Annotated in this window: 14 protein-coding genes; 7 read left to right on the plus strand and 7 right to left on the minus strand. The window is 60.5% G+C overall.

Annotated features, from left to right (window positions below):
* Positions 1–198 precede the first annotated feature (198 nt).
* The 6 genes from HMPREF2980_RS06385 to HMPREF2980_RS06410 all read left to right on the plus strand — a co-directional run bounded on the left by HMPREF2980_RS06385 (position 199) and on the right by HMPREF2980_RS06410 (position 5,923).
* The gene (locus tag HMPREF2980_RS06385; protein WP_049358532.1) at positions 199–1,083 is read left to right on the plus strand and encodes a DUF4253 domain-containing protein; all 885 of its coding nucleotides are present in this window, start codon (positions 199–201) and stop codon (positions 1,081–1,083) included.
* Positions 1,084–1,284: 201 nt separating this feature from the next.
* Complete coding sequence (galE, locus tag HMPREF2980_RS06390) at positions 1,285–2,298, plus strand: UDP-glucose 4-epimerase GalE (RefSeq protein ID WP_070690917.1); 1,014 nt, start codon at positions 1,285–1,287, stop codon at positions 2,296–2,298.
* A gap of 375 nt (positions 2,299–2,673) precedes the next feature.
* Positions 2,674–3,438, plus strand: coding sequence for an amino acid ABC transporter ATP-binding protein (locus HMPREF2980_RS06395; RefSeq protein WP_049337287.1), 765 nt, complete (start codon positions 2,674–2,676; stop codon positions 3,436–3,438).
* A gap of 15 nt (positions 3,439–3,453) precedes the next feature.
* Entirely contained in the window at positions 3,454–4,284 is an 831-nt protein-coding gene (locus tag HMPREF2980_RS06400; RefSeq protein WP_005508488.1) for a glutamate ABC transporter substrate-binding protein, read from the plus strand.
* A 20-nt stretch (positions 4,285–4,304) separates the two neighbouring features.
* A complete protein-coding gene (locus tag HMPREF2980_RS06405) occupies positions 4,305–4,988 on the plus strand; it encodes an amino acid ABC transporter permease (protein ID WP_060824495.1) in 684 nt (227 codons plus the stop codon).
* Complete coding sequence (locus HMPREF2980_RS06410) at positions 4,985–5,923, plus strand: amino acid ABC transporter permease (protein ID WP_005508486.1); 939 nt, start codon at positions 4,985–4,987, stop codon at positions 5,921–5,923. Before HMPREF2980_RS06405 ends, HMPREF2980_RS06410 begins: the two co-directional genes overlap by 4 nt.
* Positions 5,924–6,042: 119 nt before the next feature.
* Here HMPREF2980_RS06410 and dapC read toward each other — a convergent pair whose 3' ends face one another.
* The 5 genes from dapC to HMPREF2980_RS06435 form a co-directional block, all read right to left on the minus strand.
* Positions 6,043–7,182 (minus strand): succinyldiaminopimelate transaminase, encoded by a 1,140-nt coding sequence (dapC, locus tag HMPREF2980_RS06415; RefSeq protein WP_070690920.1) that lies wholly within the window; start codon positions 7,180–7,182, stop codon positions 6,043–6,045.
* 195 nt (positions 7,183–7,377) lie between these two features.
* Positions 7,378–7,698, minus strand: coding sequence for a ferredoxin (gene fdxA, locus HMPREF2980_RS06420; protein ID WP_005505213.1), 321 nt, complete (start codon positions 7,696–7,698; stop codon positions 7,378–7,380).
* A gap of 502 nt (positions 7,699–8,200) precedes the next feature.
* Entirely contained in the window at positions 8,201–9,550 is a 1,350-nt protein-coding gene (locus tag HMPREF2980_RS06425; RefSeq protein ID WP_070690921.1) for a PIG-L family deacetylase, read from the minus strand.
* 372 nt (positions 9,551–9,922) lie between these two features.
* Positions 9,923–11,833 carry a translational GTPase TypA gene (gene typA / locus HMPREF2980_RS06430; protein WP_049337315.1) on the minus strand — a complete coding sequence of 637 codons (1,911 nt, stop codon included), beginning with the start codon at positions 11,831–11,833 and terminating at the stop codon, positions 9,923–9,925.
* 210 nt (positions 11,834–12,043) lie between these two features.
* A complete protein-coding gene (locus HMPREF2980_RS06435; RefSeq protein ID WP_070677387.1) occupies positions 12,044–12,976 on the minus strand; it encodes an NAD(+) diphosphatase in 933 nt (310 codons plus the stop codon).
* Between the two features lie 129 nt (positions 12,977–13,105).
* Here HMPREF2980_RS06435 and pgi point away from each other — a divergent pair, with 129 nt between their 5' ends.
* The gene (pgi, locus tag HMPREF2980_RS06440) at positions 13,106–14,782 is read left to right on the plus strand and encodes a glucose-6-phosphate isomerase (RefSeq protein WP_070507655.1); all 1,677 of its coding nucleotides are present in this window, start codon (positions 13,106–13,108) and stop codon (positions 14,780–14,782) included.
* Positions 14,783–14,910: 128 nt separating this feature from the next.
* On the opposite strand, the gene HMPREF2980_RS06445 is transcribed toward pgi, so the two are convergent.
* Both HMPREF2980_RS06445 and HMPREF2980_RS06450 read right to left on the minus strand, forming a co-directional pair.
* A complete protein-coding gene (locus HMPREF2980_RS06445; protein ID WP_070690924.1) occupies positions 14,911–15,615 on the minus strand; it encodes a pyroglutamyl-peptidase I in 705 nt (234 codons plus the stop codon).
* Between the two features lie 26 nt (positions 15,616–15,641).
* Entirely contained in the window at positions 15,642–16,229 is a 588-nt protein-coding gene (locus HMPREF2980_RS06450) for an LOG family protein (RefSeq protein ID WP_070690927.1), read from the minus strand.
* Positions 16,230–16,273: the final 44 nt, after the last annotated feature.

Raw genomic sequence — 16,273 nt, forward strand, 5'->3', positions numbered from 1 at the left:
GGGATGTGTGAAGCATCCCGGCCCCTTTTCTGCGCCCGGTGTTCCCTCGTCCGCCGCTCTTACAGGCTGGGCGCGAATCCGCGGCGGCTACGATGACCGTTTTCAGGGCGTACGGCTCGGGCTTTCGCTAGGCTGGTAGTACCGGGTACAGCGTACCCGCCATGACTGACCACTTGTACAGTTCAGAGAGGAACTCAGATGCCTGAATCAACTAAGTCAGAGTCGACGATGAGCGAAACCTACCGGCACTTTACGCGCCTTTTCCCCTACCCGCACGAGCGTATTGCGGTGGGCGCTCCTGCTACTGATGCCATGGCTCGTTACGATGAGTTGGCTCAGCTGGGGCACACGGAGAGGTTCGTCCCCTTCTTCCTGAACCTAAACGATACGGTGCTTGAAAGCATGGTCATTGCGGTATCCCTTGAGCACGACATTATCGACGATGTTGAGACTCTAACCCCCGAGCAGGTGAGCGCCTACACTCGTGCTGTCCTGCAGCGTTACCGTACCGCCCGTGGTGGCGCCTCCGCCGAAGAGTACGGTAGCGCCGCCATTGCTCAGCAGTTGCGCCAGGTTATGGACGATGGCGAAGAGACTCACGAGGACGACCCGGACGACTTCAACCTCAACGAGCTTGTCGACGAGTTTATGAGCTCCGATTTTCTGCCCGATGAGGAGCCCGAAGATGACGCCCCGACTCTTTCCGCCCTACTCTGCTATGAGCTCCTGGATGAAGAAGAGAAAGGCGAGATGCTCCTGCTACAGATTCCGACCGATGACCCCGCCGATATTCCCGCGTACCTGCCCTTCGGCGGCTGGAATGACTGCCCGGACGCTCAAACGCAGCTGGCATTCACCCACTATTGGCGTGAAAAGTACGGTGCCATCCCGGCGGCTCTTGACGGTGCTGACTGCCTGGAGTTTCTGGTGGAACGCCCCGTAGCAGACCCGGTCGAGGCGAAGAAGGTGGCGGTCGAGCAATTCGCATTCTGTTCCGATCTTCCGTTCCAGGTGTTTGAGGATTTTGAGCAGCTGACGGAGTTTATTCACCAGAGCCGCCAGTGGTATTTCTGGTGGGATTAGACGCAAGCTATACAGCGAGGTGGGGGCGAGTGGCGACACACCTCAATAACGCCTCCCACGTGCTCACATCAGAGTGCACAAGCGCACAGTGTTCCACAGTACTTACACCGCATGCACGGCTGTACCATTAGATACAGCTCAACAGCTTTTGTCCCCCATCCGGAGCACTTTTTCCGGATATATAAAGCCCGAAAGGACATCATGAAGGTACTCGTTACCGGCGGTGCCGGCTACATTGGCTCGCACACCGTACTTGAATTGCTCGAGGCAGGCCACGACGTCGTCGTCATGGATAACCTCTCCAACTCCTCCGAAGAGTCCCTCAAGCGCGTCACCGAGCTGGCCGGCCGCGCCCCCGAATTCCACAAGGTTGATCTGCTCGACCTCGAAGGCATGAAGGCTCTCTTCAAGCAGGTTCGCCCCGACGCTGTGATTCACTTTGCGGGTTTGAAGGCTGTGGGCGAGTCCGCTGAGAAGCCGCTGTGGTACTACCAGACCAACGTGGCTGGCACCCTGAACCTGCTGTACGCCATGGACGAGGCCGACTGCCACTCCATCGTGTTCTCCTCCTCCGCTACCGTGTACGGTGAGCCCGAATCCATGCCTCTGATCGAGAAGATGAACATGGATGCGCAGTCCTGCTACGGCCGCACCAAGGAGCACATCGAGGACATGCTGGTTGACCTGGCTGCTTCCGATCCCAAGTGGAACATTGCTCTGCTTCGTTACTTCAACCCCGTTGGTGCGCACGAGTCCGGCCGTATCGGTGAGGACCCGGCGGGCATCCCGAACAACCTGGTGCCCTTCATCGCGCAGGTTGCTGTGGGTCGCCGCGATCACCTGAACGTCTTCGGTAACGACTACCCGACCGTTGACGGTACCGGCGTGCGCGACTACATCCACGTGGTTGACCTGGCTGACGGTCATCTGAAGGCGCTGAACTACATTACTGAGCACGGCGGCCTGCACACCTGGAACCTGGGTACCGGTAACGGCTACTCGGTTCTGCAGGTTCTGCACGCGTTCGAGGAGGCGTGCGGTAAGGAGCTGCCGTACAAGATTGTGGATCGTCGCCCCGGTGACGTTGCGGTCTCTTACGCTGATCCTTCCTCTGCTCTGGCGGATCTGGGTTGGAGCGCTAGCCGCGACATTAAGACCATGGTTCGCGACCACTGGAACTGGCAGAAGAACAACCCCAACGGTTACGAAGCCTAAGCTGTTTTAGCCCCTTGTGAGGGGTGTTGAAGAGTGCCCGATAGGTGTTATCTCACCTATCGGGCACTTTTCTGCGCTTTTTTCGAAATTTTTACCAAGTCGTGACTACCTCCCCAAAGGCGTTTGACACCTCGTGAGTACGTAGAAAAAGGGGAGAATATATTCCCTAGTCAGAGCCTTTTGTGAAGATGGGGTATTTTTTACCCATATTTTTACGTCAAAAATACTATAACTATGCATTCGTGCTTAAAAATTCACATTGCTTACACAGTAAAGTGAATATTTTGCAGACAGAAAACCGTATGAGGCGTAAGCTGAAAACTCAGCATACAGACAACCCGCATCATAGACGCACCTCACGTGAAAGGGTTCAAAATGTCCGCACAGGCAGCTCCCGAAGCGCAGAAAAACCTCATCGAAATCGCCAACGTCAACAAGTACTACGGCACCAACCACGTTCTGAAGAACATCAACCTTTCCGTGGGAAAAGGTGAGGTCGTCGTCCTCCTCGGCCCCTCCGGTTCCGGCAAATCCACCCTCTGCCGAACCATCAACCGCCTCGAAACTATCACCAGCGGATCCATCACCATTGACGGACAAGAACTACCCGAAGAAGGCCGCGCACTCGCCAAGCTCCGCGCCGAAGTCGGCATGGTCTTCCAGTCATACAACCTCTTCGCGCACAAGAACATCCTCGATAACGTAACCCTTGGACCCCGCCGAATCCGCAAAATGTCCAAGTCAGAGGCAGAAGCAGAAGCCATGAACCTGCTCGCGAAGGTTGGTGTGGATTCCCAGGTGCACAAAATGCCCGCAGAGCTTTCCGGCGGTCAGCAGCAGCGCGTCGCCATCGCCCGTGCACTCGCCATGAAGCCCAAGGTCATGCTCTTCGACGAACCCACCAGCGCGCTCGACCCCGAAATGGTCAACGAGGTGCTCGACACTATGGTCTCCCTCGCGAGGGAAGGCATGACCATGATCGTGGTGACCCACGAGATGGGTTTTGCCCGCAAGGCGGCAGACCGCATCGTCTTCCTTGCCGACGGCGAAATCATCGAAGAGGCGCACCCGGACGAGTTCTTCACCAACCCGAAGAGCGAGCGCGCCAAGGACTTCCTCTCCAAGATCATCAACCACTAAAGCGGAGGGACCGACATGCAAAAATATTCACGTAGGCTCGCGGCACTCGCCGCAGCAGCTTCCCTCGCTCTGACCGGCGTCCTCGCCGGATGCTCCAGCGCAGACAGCGACCACAAGATCCGCATCGGCATCAAAGTAGACCAGCCCGGCCTCGGTTACCAGGACGGCAACACCTACACCGGTTTCGACGTGGAGGTGGCACGCTACGTCGCCGGCAAGCTCGGCTACTCCGAAGAGCAGATTGAGTTCGTAGAATCCCCCGCCGCTAACCGCGAAAACATGCTCAACACTGGTCAGGTAGACATGATTTTTGCGACCTACTCCATCTCTGAAAGCCGCAAGAAGACCGTGGACTTCGCCGGCCCCTACTACACCGCTGGTCAGGACCTGCTCGTGCGTGCCGATAACACCGACATCAAGGGCCCCGACGACCTCAACGGCAAGAACCTCTGCTCCGTGACCGGCTCCACCAGCGCCCAGAAGGTGCAGGACAAGTTCGCCAAGAACGTGAACCTAGTCAAGCAGAACAGCTACTCCGACTGCGTGGTCGCCCTCAACGGCGGCGTGGTGGACGCCGTCACCACCGACGACATAACCCTCGCCGGTCTGGCAGCCACCAAAGCGAACAAGGGCAAGCTGAAAGTGGTCGGCTCCCCCTTCACGACCGAACGCTACGGCGTGGGCCTGCCCAAGGGCACCGACAAGTGCGAAGCCGTGAACAACGCCATCAACGAGATGGTTGCCGATGGCACCTGGGAGAAACTCATCACCAAGTACACCGAAGGCACCGGCTACCACTACAACACCGAAACCAACCCGCCGCACCTGGGCACCTCCTGCGCCTAGGCCTCTAGAGAGGTTCACGAATGTCATTCTTTGACCAACTCGGCGCCCTCCTGTCCAAGTACGATGTGGTTGGCGCCTTCATGACCAATATTGAGCTGACCCTCTGGGCGGCTATTGGCTCGTTCGTCCTCGGTACCGTGCTGGCGCTCATGCGCATCAGCCCCGTCCCGTCCCTGCGCTGGGTGGGCACCGCCTATGTGCATACTGTCCGTAATACTCCGCTCACCATCATGATGACTTTCGCCATTTTGGGTGTGTGGACGCAGTTCCAGCTCTCCTTCTCGCACGATTTCGACACGAACTTCTTCGTGTACGCGGTCATTGCCCTGTCGATTTACCATTCGGCGTTTATCTGCGAGGCGATCCGTTCGGGTGTGAACACCGTGCCGAAGGGTCAGGCTGAGGCGGCACGCGCTATCGGTCTGGGTTTCTTCGACACCGCCCGCCTGGTGATTTTCCCTCAGGCTCTACGCGGCGCCATTACCCCGCTCGGCAATACTCTGATTGCGTTGACGAAGAACAGCACTGTCGCCTCGGTCGCGTCGGTGGCGGAGGCCTCCGGGCTGATGAAATCCATGATTGAGTTCGACGCGAACATGGTGCTTGCTATCTTCATCATGTTTGCGATGGGCTTTGTCATCATTGTTGTTCCCATTGGTGCGTTGACCACCTGGTCATCCCGTAAGCTGGCGGTGAAGCGATGAAAAACCCTTTTATCAGTAATGACACCCGCGCCGCTTCTTCGGTGCTTTTCGACGAGCCGGGTCCTATCGCGCAGCGTCGTATCCGCATCTTCAACATTGCTGCGGTAGTCCTTTTTGCACTATTTGCGGTGTATGTGCTGACCGTGATGGGTCAGAAGGGGCAGCTGGAGGCAGAAAAGTGGACTGACCTGTTCACCGCCCGCGCCTGGAGCTCCTACTACCTGCCGGGCCTTGCCTCGACCCTGTCGGCGGCAGCGGTTTCGGTGGTTACCTCGGTTGCGTTCGGTGTGGTCTTCGGTATTGCTCGACTCTCCCAGTACCGCGTTATCCGCTGGTTCGGCACCGTGGTGGTAGAGTTCTTCCGCGCCGTGCCGGTGCTGATCATGATGATCTTCTTCTGGCTGTTCTTGGGCAAGTACAGCGGCCTTCCGCCGGCTCAGCTGCCCTTCATCGCCGTGGTGATTGGTCTGACCCTGTACAACGGCTCGGTGATTGCTGAGCTACTGCGTTCGGGCGTGAAGCAACTTCCTCGCGGTCAGGGCGAGGCGGGTCTTGCGATTGGTCTGACCCCGACCCAGACGCTGATTCGGATCCTGCTTCCGCAGGCGTTCACCGCGATGATGCCCTCAATGCTCAGCCAGTTCGTTGTGATTCTGAAGGACACCGCCCTCGGTTACATCATCTCCTACCCCGAGCTGCTCGCTTCGGCGCGCCGCATCGGTTCCGGTGACGGCAACGTGCTGCAGACCCTGATTCTGGCGGCGGCACTCTTCGTGACGGTGAACTTCGTGCTGACGGCTGTAGCAACCGGCATTACGGACAGGCTGGCGTCGCGCACCTCCGCAAAGGTGACCCGAAACCTGATTCCGGACGCTCTGGATAACCCGAACCCGCCGACCGTTCAGATGTTCGTTCTGCCCGGCGACCGCAAGTAACCCTTCTCGTTCGGGCTCCTCAGCCAACGATTATCAGCAGATACGGCAAAGCCCCAGCACTCCCCTTTCGGGAGGGTGCGGGGGCTTTCTGCTATGCGGGCTAGTTAGACCCGTCGGGGCTACTTAGCGGCCGATGCCTTCAGACGCTCAGCAGCCTTCGCCACCGCCTCATCAGAAGCGGTCAGGGCAATACGCACGTAGCCTTCGCCGTCCTCGCCGTAGAACACGCCGGGGCCAGCAATAATACCCAGCTCAGCCAGGCGACCAATCGAATCCCAGGTGGACTCACCGAAAGTGGTCCACAGGTACAGGCCAGCCTCAGAATTCTCGATGCGGCCACCAGCGGCGGCAATCGCCTCCTCCAGCACCTCACGGCGGGCACGGTACAGATTCTTCTGCGCCGCCACGTGCGCCTCATCAGCCAGCGCCACCATCATGGCAGCCTGCACGGGTGCAGGCACGATCATGCCGGCGTGCTTGCGGCTATTAATCAGGTTCGGCATGATTTCGGGAGCACCGGCGATGAACGCGGCACGGTAACCGGCGAGGTTCGACTGCTTCGACAGCGAGTACACCGCGAACAGGCCGGTGAAGTCGCCGTCACACACGCGCGGATCCAGGATGGACGGCACCGGCTGACCGCCGCGCGCCTCATCCCAAGCACCCCAGCCAAGCTCCGCATAGCATTCATCGGATGCCACCACGGCACCGATTTCGCGCGCCTGCGCCACAATCTCACGCAGCTGCTCCACGGTACGCACCACACCGTTCGGGTTCGCCGGGGAGTTCACCCAAATCAGCTTCACACGGCTGCGGGTGTCAGCGTCCAGCTCATCCAGGCTATCGGCGGGCACAGACTCGGCGCGGGCGAAGCGGGCACCCATATCGTAGGTGGGGTACGCAACGCGCGGGTACACGACCACATCACCCGGGCCCAGACCCAGCAGGAACGGCAGCCACGCCACGAGCTCCTTCGAACCGACCGTGGGCATGATCGCCTCCGGGCTCAGACCGGTCACGCCGCGGCGGCGCGCAAACCACTCGGCAATAGCCTCACGCAGGGCGGGGGTGCCGTGGGTGGTCGGGTAGCCGGGAGCGTCAGAGGCAGCCGCCAGTGCCTCGCGAATGTTCTGCGGGGTCGGGTCAACCGGGGTGCCGATGGACAGGTCCACCGGGCCGTCCGGGTGGGCGGCCGCGGTTGCGCGGTAGGGGGCAAGCGCCTCCCAGGGGTATTCGGGCAGGTTCAGGCCGTAAGTCATTGTGTCACCTGGTTGCTTGGGAATAGTTTTCGTCATTTTAGTCTAGCGTCCGTGCGCTGGCGTGCCTACAGCAAGAGCCTCCATTCCAGCGCCTAGACGGTGCGTGGGCACCGGGTGCTGTGATGGAGGCTCTTGGCACCCGTTAGCGGGTGCGGTCAGTCTATGCGGTTATACCGTAATTACTCGCCGCAGGGATTACTCGCCACGAGGGGGCAGCGCCGCGATGAAGGGCACGTCCTTGCCGGTGGGGCCGAGCTTTGCTGCGCCGCCGGGGGAACCCAGGTCATCGAAGAAGTCTGCGTTGGCGCTGACGTATTCGCTCCACTCTTCGGGGACGTCGTCTTCGTAGTAGATTGCTTCTACGGGGCAGACGGGCTCGCAGGCGCCGCAGTCCACGCACTCATCCGGGTGGATGTACAGGGTGCGTTCGCCTTCGTAGATGCAGTCGACGGGGCATTCTTCAACGCATGCGCGGTCTTTGACATCCACGCAGGGAAGCGCGATTACGTAGGTCATTGGTGTGCCTTTCTACAAGCTGTTCGCCCCGTGCCCGCCGGTCTGCGGGTCGTCTGCTGCAGGGCAAAATCTACAGAGTAAACCGCCGAGTAGGTGGTACCCGGCGGGGAAGTCTGTGTATAGTCTATCGCGCACCGGCTGTTTAACCGTATTTTCGTGGCGTATCAGACAGTGGGCTCATGGGTTTGTGGGGGTATTTTTTAGGCTAGGCTGACCTGGTATTTCTTTGCGTTATTGCTAGTCGGCTGGCTTTTAAAAATAGATTAAGCCAAAAATGAAATCTTCGTCACATGAATTTTTTGATGAAGTCGCCGCTATTTCCACCCCGCACAATTCACCGAATAACGCATACATTTTCTTTCCTATTGCCCTCTATCCGGCGGGTTTAGAAGACAGCAGCGGCGCAACACCCAAAACAGCAGGAGGGGCCGTCCCGGCTAACCGGAACGCCCCTCCCCTTAGGTTATGACGTAGTGATGAGCCTCAGCCTACTTCTTGGCGCCTACTTCTTGGCGCGAGCACGCTGATGCGCCGCACGCGGCGAGAAATACTGTGCGTCCTTCACACGAGCGCGCGTGTACACGAGCATGCCCAGCATCGCCGCGACCGGGGCGCCGAACCACCACAGGGCACCGTAGAAGCCAATCGCCGAATGGCCCGGGTTCACCAGAACAAACGGCGAATCGGGGCGACCGTAACCGAGCACGTACACGGTCACGAACACTGCAACAGCCACGACAGCCGCCGCGTAGCCGCGGCGCAGCGACAGGGCGCACCACAGGGCGGTAAAGAAAACCGTCAGGTACGCCACCAGCAGGCCCAGCGGTAGGGCGGTATCGCCCGCGTACACGACCCAGGCATGGTAAATCGAGCCGGCGATACCGGCAAAAATGCCCAGAATCGAGCCGGCCAGAACGCCCGCCACCAGACCAGCCTCCTGCGGCTTCGGGTGCACGGTCGCGGTCGGGTCACCGTCGAGCACACGGAAAGTCTCCACGGCAGAAATCTTCTGCGGCACCTTATTCGAGTACTCAAAAGTCTTCTCGTCCACCACCGTGATCTGGGTGCGGTGCGCCTCCGTTGCCTTACGCTTGGCGGTGCCATCACCGTAAATAGCAGCTTGCAGACGCTGATCCGCCGTATCGAACTCACCCTCAATGCCCCAGGTGAGAATCGGGCGGTCCTCGTCATCTTCAAGAATCTGCAGGGCGCGGTGCACGATCTCGTACACGCGCACGTGGTCGGGGTGACCGTAGCCGCCGTCCGAATCGTAGGTGACCAGAACATCCGGGGTGAGGGCGCGGATAGCGGCAACCAGCGCCTGAGCCTGCGGTTCCAGCGGCTGCGCGGTCAACGAATCCTCCGCCGCCACCGGGTTGGCGACGGGCTTACCCTCCGGACCCCACGCCATACCGGAGTCACGGTATAGCGGCAGCGTGCCCTCCGCGACGGCGGGTTCCTGGCCCAGGAAGAACTGCTTCTTCACGCCCAGTGCCTTGATAGCGCCGGCAAGCTCACCGGTACGGTACTCGCCCAGCGCCTCACCGTTATCACGGCAGCCGGGCTTACCGACCTCCAGGTGATGCAGCTCCTCGGGGATGACCTCACCCAGCTCACCGCGGGTAGCGGTCAGCAGGTACACCTCCGCGCCCTTCTGCGCATAGTACGCCATGGTCGCGCCGGTCGAGGAGGTTTCGTCGTCCGGGTGTGCATGCACGAACAGGATGCGCGCCTTCTTCGCATCGTAGTTATTCGGCAGCAGGTCACGGCGCGAGCCGGGGGCGATGCGCTCACCCTGCGTGGGGTAGCTGGGGGTCGCAGAATCAGGCTGAGTGTTCTCGGTTTCAGACACAGGCTTTCCCTCTCATACGCAGGGTTGGGTTTCTTGGACGGTCAAAGCGCGCCGGCAATTTACATCGTTGATCAGCAGACGTTGAGTAGCGGACGGGTGCCGCCACCGTGCAGGCGCATTATTTTATCTTACACACTCGCATGTACAACGCGGGGTGTTCAGGCTTTTCAGAAGCGGTTTTAGGCAGAAAGCAGAAGCGCTCCGCTCTCCTTGTTCTTCTCTCCGCCCTACCCCGCCGGTACTTCCCGAACGCGCCTGAGATTTAAACAGAGCCGCCGCTACCTCCTCTTCAGAAGGCAGCGGCGGTTCTTACGCAACGACAGCACCCGCTACAGCAGGTGAGTCGCTAACGCGCTATCAGTTCGCGCTGTACTAGTTCGCGCGGGCGCGGCGGCGGAACTCGCGGACACGCTCGTTGGAATCCAGGATGACCTTACGGATACGAATCGCCTCGGGGGTCACCTCAACACACTCGTCTTCGCGAGCGAATTCCAGGCACTCTTCCAGGGTCAGCTTCTTCGGCGGGGTCAGGTTTTCGAAGTTGTCCGCGGTCGAAGAACGCATGTTGGTCAGCTTCTTTTCCTTGGTGATGTTAACTTCCATGTCGTCTGCACGGGAGTTCATACCAACGATCATGCCCTCGTACACCTCAGAGGTGGGCTCCACGAAGAAGGTGCCACGCTCCTGCAGGTTGATCATCGCGTAGGGGGTCACCACGCCGGCACGGTCAGCGATCAGCGAACCGTTGGTGCGGTACTCAATGTCGCCAGCCCACGGCTCGTGCTCAATCGAGTAGGAGGAAGAAATACCGGCACCGCGGGTCTCAGTCAGGAACTGAGTACGGAAACCAATCAGACCACGTGCGGGAACAGCGAACTCCATACGGACCCAACCGGTACCGTGGTTCGACATGTTCTCCATGCGGCCCTTACGTGCAGCCATCAGCTGGGTGACAGCACCCAGGTGTTCCTCGGGCACGTCAATGATCATGTGCTCCATGGGCTCGTAGACCTTGCCGTCGATGGTCTTGGTAACCACCTGGGGCTTACCCACGGTCAGTTCGAAGCCTTCGCGGCGCATCTGCTCCACGAGGATAGCCAGGGCGAGCTCGCCACGACCCTGAACCTCCCACGCGTCCGGACGCTGGGTGGGCAGAACCTTGATGGACACGTTACCGATCAGCTCGCGGTCCAGGCGGTCCTTCACCTGACGTGCGGTGACCTTTGCGCCCTTGACGCGGCCAGCCAGCGGGGAGGTGTTAATACCGATGGTCATGGAGATCGCGGGATCGTCCACCTTAATCAGCGGCAGGGGCTTGGGGTTCTCAGCGTCGGTCAGGGTTTCACCAATGGTGATGTCCTCGATACCAGCCACTGCGACAATCTCGCCGGGGCCAGCGGACTCTGCGGGAACACGCTCAAGAGCCTTGGTAGCCAGCAGCTCGGAGATGCGGACGTTCTTGATTTCACCGTCGTGACGTGCCCACGCAACGGTCTGGCCCTTCTTCAGGGTGCCGTTGAAGATACGGACCAGTGCCAGACGACCCAGGAACGGGGAGGAGTCCAGGTTGGTCACGTGTGCCTGCAGAACCTCGTCCGGGTTGTAGGTGGGGGCGGGCACGTGCTCGATGATGGTCTTGAACAGCGGCTCAAGGTCGTCGTTGTCGGGCAGCTGGCCGTCTGCGGGCTGGTTCAGGGATGCAGCACCAGCCTTACCGGATGCGTACACCACCGGAACGTTCAGCACAGCGTCCAGGTCCAGGTCGGGAACCTCGTCCGCCAGGTCGGATGCCAGGCCAAGCAGCAGGTCCATGGACTCGCCAACGACCTCGTCGATACGGGAGTCGGGGCGGTCAACCTTGTTCACCACGAGGATCACGGGCAGCTTAGCAGCCAGTGCCTTACGCAGCACGAAGCGGGTCTGGGGCAGCGGACCTTCGGATGCGTCCACGAGCAGCACAACGCCGTCAACCATGGACAGGCCGCGCTCCACCTCGCCACCGAAGTCGGCGTGGCCGGGGGTGTCAATAACGTTAATGGTGATGGTCTCACCGTTGGCGGAAGGGCCGTTGTAGAACACGGTGGTGTTCTTCGCCAGAATGGTGATGCCCTTTTCCTTTTCGAGGTCGCCGGAGTCCATGACTCGGTCTTCAACATCTGCGTGGGCAGAGAAGGCGTGGGTCTGCTGCAGCATCGCGTCGACGATGGTGGTCTTGCCGTGGTCAACGTGTGCCACGATGGCCACATTGCGAAGGTCGGGGCGCGAAGCGGTGTTTTCAGACATGCGTTAAGTTTCTCGCTTAAATCTAGGGGATAGTCTTGCCAACGGGTGCGCTCTAGAAGGCGCGGGGGTCACGGGGCAGTACCTTCAGATAGGTTATCTGGGGGTGTTTGCCGGTTGGAGTGTATGCCGGTGGACCCGCTCTGCGATGAGAGCGTTTCCGGGCACGCCAAAACGGACCCCCCTCCGTTGGGCTTAGCTACCAGTGTATCACTAGGGCTTTTCTGCGAGCCACTCATCAATCATGCGGCGGGCAACGGCGTTCGTGCCGGGCAACTCCAGCTTGGCGGGGTCGTCCTCGTCGCTATTGCCGCGCTCCTCCGAAATAGCAATCGCCTCACGCAGCTCAGCGGCGGTGAACCAGCGGGCGGCACGAATCTCACCGTCGTGGTGGATGATGGTTTCGTTCTCATCCACGCGCACCCGGTAGCAAATCATGAGCGAACGCGGGAAAGGCCACACATCGCTCATACGGTACTCGGTGCTGAGGGCGTGCAGGCCGGTTTCTTCGTAAACTTCGCGGGCGATTGCCTCTTCGAGGTTTTCGCCGGGGTCAACGAAACCGGCGATGAGGGCGAAGCGGTTGGGGTGCCACTGGCGGTTATTCGCCAGCAGCACGCGCTCGCCGTCGCGGCTGGTCACCAGAGCCATCACAGCGGGCTCAATGCGGGGGAACACCATCTCGCCGGAGGCGGTGCGGCGGATTCCCTTGGAGCCGAGGGGCGCCTCCTCGCCACTGTAGGCGGAGTAGCGCATGTCGATGAGGTAGTCGCGGCGTGCCAGGGCGGTGGCGTAGTGGGCGCGGCCTTCCGGATCCTCGTGGACCGGGTAGTAGCGGAAACCACTGGCGGAGGCGCGCACCCGAGGGTTATTCAGGTCGGTAGCGACCTGCGCGAGGGTTTCGTCCTCGCAGTAGAGCACGTGCACCTCTGCTTCACTATCCTTCTGGGCGTCGGCACCGTAGGCGGCGGGGCGAATCACGCTACGCGCAAGGATGGCCTCTTCGGTCAGCGGCTCGGCAGCATCGTTACCGGTCAGGTAGTGCAGGGTTCCGTCATTGTTGAGGAGGGTTTCCCCTTCGCGGGAAATGAGCAGGTAGCGCGGTGCGTGAGTGTCAGCGGGCGTGTGTTCAGGTGAAGAAGTCATAGGTTTTACTCTACATCTTGATGTTGCAAGGCCCACAACAGTGTGCCAGGTTTCGATTTTTTCGCCGTATCGTCCCATATCACCCCCGAAAGAGGTGACATAGGCACCCGAAAATAAGAGAATGGAAACATGACTACTTCTATTGACCCCACGACCACCTCCGCGTGGTCTGCTCTGTCCGCTCACCACAAGTCCCTCACTCCGAACCTGCGCGAATGGTTTGCCGCTGACCCGGAACGTGCGCAGAAGCTCAGCTTCACCGCCGACGAACTGCACGTCGACCTGTCCAAGAACCTGATTACCTCCGAAACCGTTGAGCTGCTGGTCAAGCTCGCTGAAGAGGTCAAGCTGGAGCAGGCTCGCGAGGCGATGTTCTCCGGCGAGCACATTAACGTCACCGAGGACCGCGCAGTACTGCACACCGCGCTGCGCCGCCCCGAGGGTTACACCCCGGCACTGACCGTTGACGGTCAGGACGTAGACGCAGACGTTCACGCCGTGCTGAAGAAGATCTACGCATTCGCTGAGCGCGTGCGCAACGGCGAGTGGACCGGCATCACCGGCAAGCGCATCGAGACCGTTGTGAACATCGGTATCGGCGGCTCCGACCTGGGCCCGGTCATGGTGTACGAGGCTCTCAAGCCCTACGCTGATGCAGGCATCACCGCACGCTTCATCTCCAACATTGACCCGACCGATGTGGCCGAGAAGGTCTCCGGCCTGGATCCCGAGACCACCCTGTTCATCGTCGCATCCAAGACTTTCGGCACCCTGGAGACCCTCACCAACGCACGTGTGGCACGCGAGTGGCTGCTTTCCGCACTGGCTGAGGCTGGCGCTCTGGAAGGTAAGGAAGCATCCGAGGCTGTGGCTAAGCACTTCGTGGCTGTCTCCACCGCACTGGATAAGGTTGCAGCATTCGGCATTGACCCCGAGAACGCTTTCGGCTTCTGGGACTGGGTTGGCGGTCGCTACTCTGTAGACTCCGCGATCGGTACCTCCCTGGCTATCGTTTTCGGTCCGAAGGTTTTCGCTGAATTCCTCGCCGGCTTCCACGCAATGGATGAGCACTTCCGCACCGCTCCCCTGGCTCAGAACGTGCCCGTTCTGATGGGTCTGCTGAACATCTGGAACGTGAACTTCCTGGGTGCTGAGACCCACGCGGTTCTGCCCTACGACCAGTACCTGCACCGCTTCCCCGCATACCTGCAGCAGCTGACCATGGAGTCCAACGGCAAGTCCGTTCGCGCGGACGGCTCCTTCGTCAACTACGCAACCGGTGAAGTGTTCTGGGGCGAGCCCGGCACCAACGGCCAGCACGCTTTCTACCAGCTGATTCACCAGGGTACCCGCCTGATTCCCGCGGACTTCCTGGCATTCGCTAACCCGGTCCACCCGACCAAGGACGGCGAGCAGGACGTTCACGAGCTGTTCCTGGCTAACTTCTTCGCACAGTCTCAGGCTCTCGCGTTCGGCAAGACCGAGGAAGAGGTTCGTGCAGAGGGCACCGCAGAGCACGTGGTCAACGCACGTATCTTCAGCGGTAACCGCCCCTCCACCTCCATCATGGCGCCGCGCCTGACCCCGCGCGTTCTGGGCTCCCTGATTGCCCTGTACGAGCACATCACCTTCGTTCAGGGTGTTGTGTGGGGCATCGATTCCTTCGACCAGTGGGGTGTTGAGCTCGGTAAGAAGCTGGCGCTGGACCTGGTTCCCGCTATTGAGGGTGACCGCGAGGTTCTGGCTCGTCAGGATTCTTCGACCGCTTCGCTGATTGACTACTACCTGAAGAACCGCACCAAGTAGTAGCTCAAACATAGCCCCGAAGGTTTTATAGCCTGCGGGTATAGGATGCACAAACCGCCGGATAGGCTCCCAGTTAGGGAGGCTATCCGGCGGTTTTGTTATACAGGTTCTAGCTATATGCCGTGCTACTAGTTCACTGCGGGCAGGGTGTCGGAGGCGACCTCCGCAATAATGCGCACCACGGTGGATTCGGGTAGCTGCGGGATGCCCTGCTCGTCACGCACCACGCCACCGGCGTCACGGTGAGCAGTCATGCCGGTGTCTTCGGTGGTCTCTTCACCGTCGGCGCAGGTTGCGGGCACGTGCACGAATCCGGCGGGGATGCTCAGACCCAGTTCACGGCTGATGCGCTGGCCCTCGTAGAACACGTGGTTGCACACGTAGGTTCCGGCGGTGTACGAAATCTCGACCGGCTCCCCCGCCGCACGCAGACGCTCAAAGCTGGCGCGCACCGGCAGGGAGGAGAAGTACGCCTCCTGACCGCCCGGAGCGATCGGCTCATCGCAGCGCTGGTCGCCGTCGTTATCTTCAATACCGGCGGAGTCCAGGTTGATAGCGACCTGTTCGAGGCTGACCACGTCGCGGCCAACCGCCACGCCCAGGCTGATGAGCGCATCGGGCTGCACATCCTGCAGGGCAGTGCGCAGAGCGGTGCTGGATCCGTCGTAGCTGACGGGCAGCTCGCGGGTGATGACGTTCAAATCCGGGCGCATCCGGGTCAGTAGACGCTGAGCACCCTCAGCGAGCGCTACGGTGGGGTTCACGGGCACGCCGGGGAACGGGCCGAAGAAGGTCAGCAGCAGGGTGCGTGCCTGATTGGGGGTGGTTGCCATAGTCAATCTCGTTTTCTGCGTTAGTTTTATTCAGCAGCGTTCTTTTCTGCGGCGCGGCGTTCCAGGTCCTTGGCGAGCGCCTCCAGCAGCTCTTCGGGGGTGGTGGCGATGATGAGCTCGTCCAGGTAGCGTTCGTTGAGCAGGCCGGTGGACGCCATGTAGTGCATGGCGTCGATGAGCTTGTCCCAGTAGCCGTTGACGTTCAGCAGGGCGACCGGCTTGGAGTGAATATCGAGGAACTGCCAGCTGAAAACTTCAAAGAACTCTTCGAGGGTGCCGGGGCCGCCGGGCATGGCGACGAACGCGTCAGCCTTCTCAATCATGGCGATCTTGCGCTGGTGCATGGTGTCCACAATGTCGAGGGTGGTCTGGCCGGGGTACACGCCCTCCAGGCCAACCAGCTTGTGGGTCACCACGCCGTAAACCACGCCGCCGGCGTCCAGGGTTGCGCCCGCGACGGTGCCCATGAGGCCGGTGCGGCCGCCTCCGTACACCACGCCAATATTGTTCTGGGCGCAGAGGGTGCCGAGCTCGCGGGCGCGCTCGGTGAAGAGCGGGTCGTTGCCGGAGCGTGCACCGCAGTAGACGGCAAGGTTGTAGTCAGTCTTCTTCATGGTTCTCCTTGAGGGGTGGGCGAGGGTACCGTACGCGTCGCTGC

It is taken from the genome of Rothia sp. HMSC076D04, from assembly GCF_001814645.1.
In the GTDB taxonomy this organism is placed as follows: Bacteria; Actinomycetota; Actinomycetes; order Actinomycetales; family Micrococcaceae; genus Rothia; species Rothia mucilaginosa.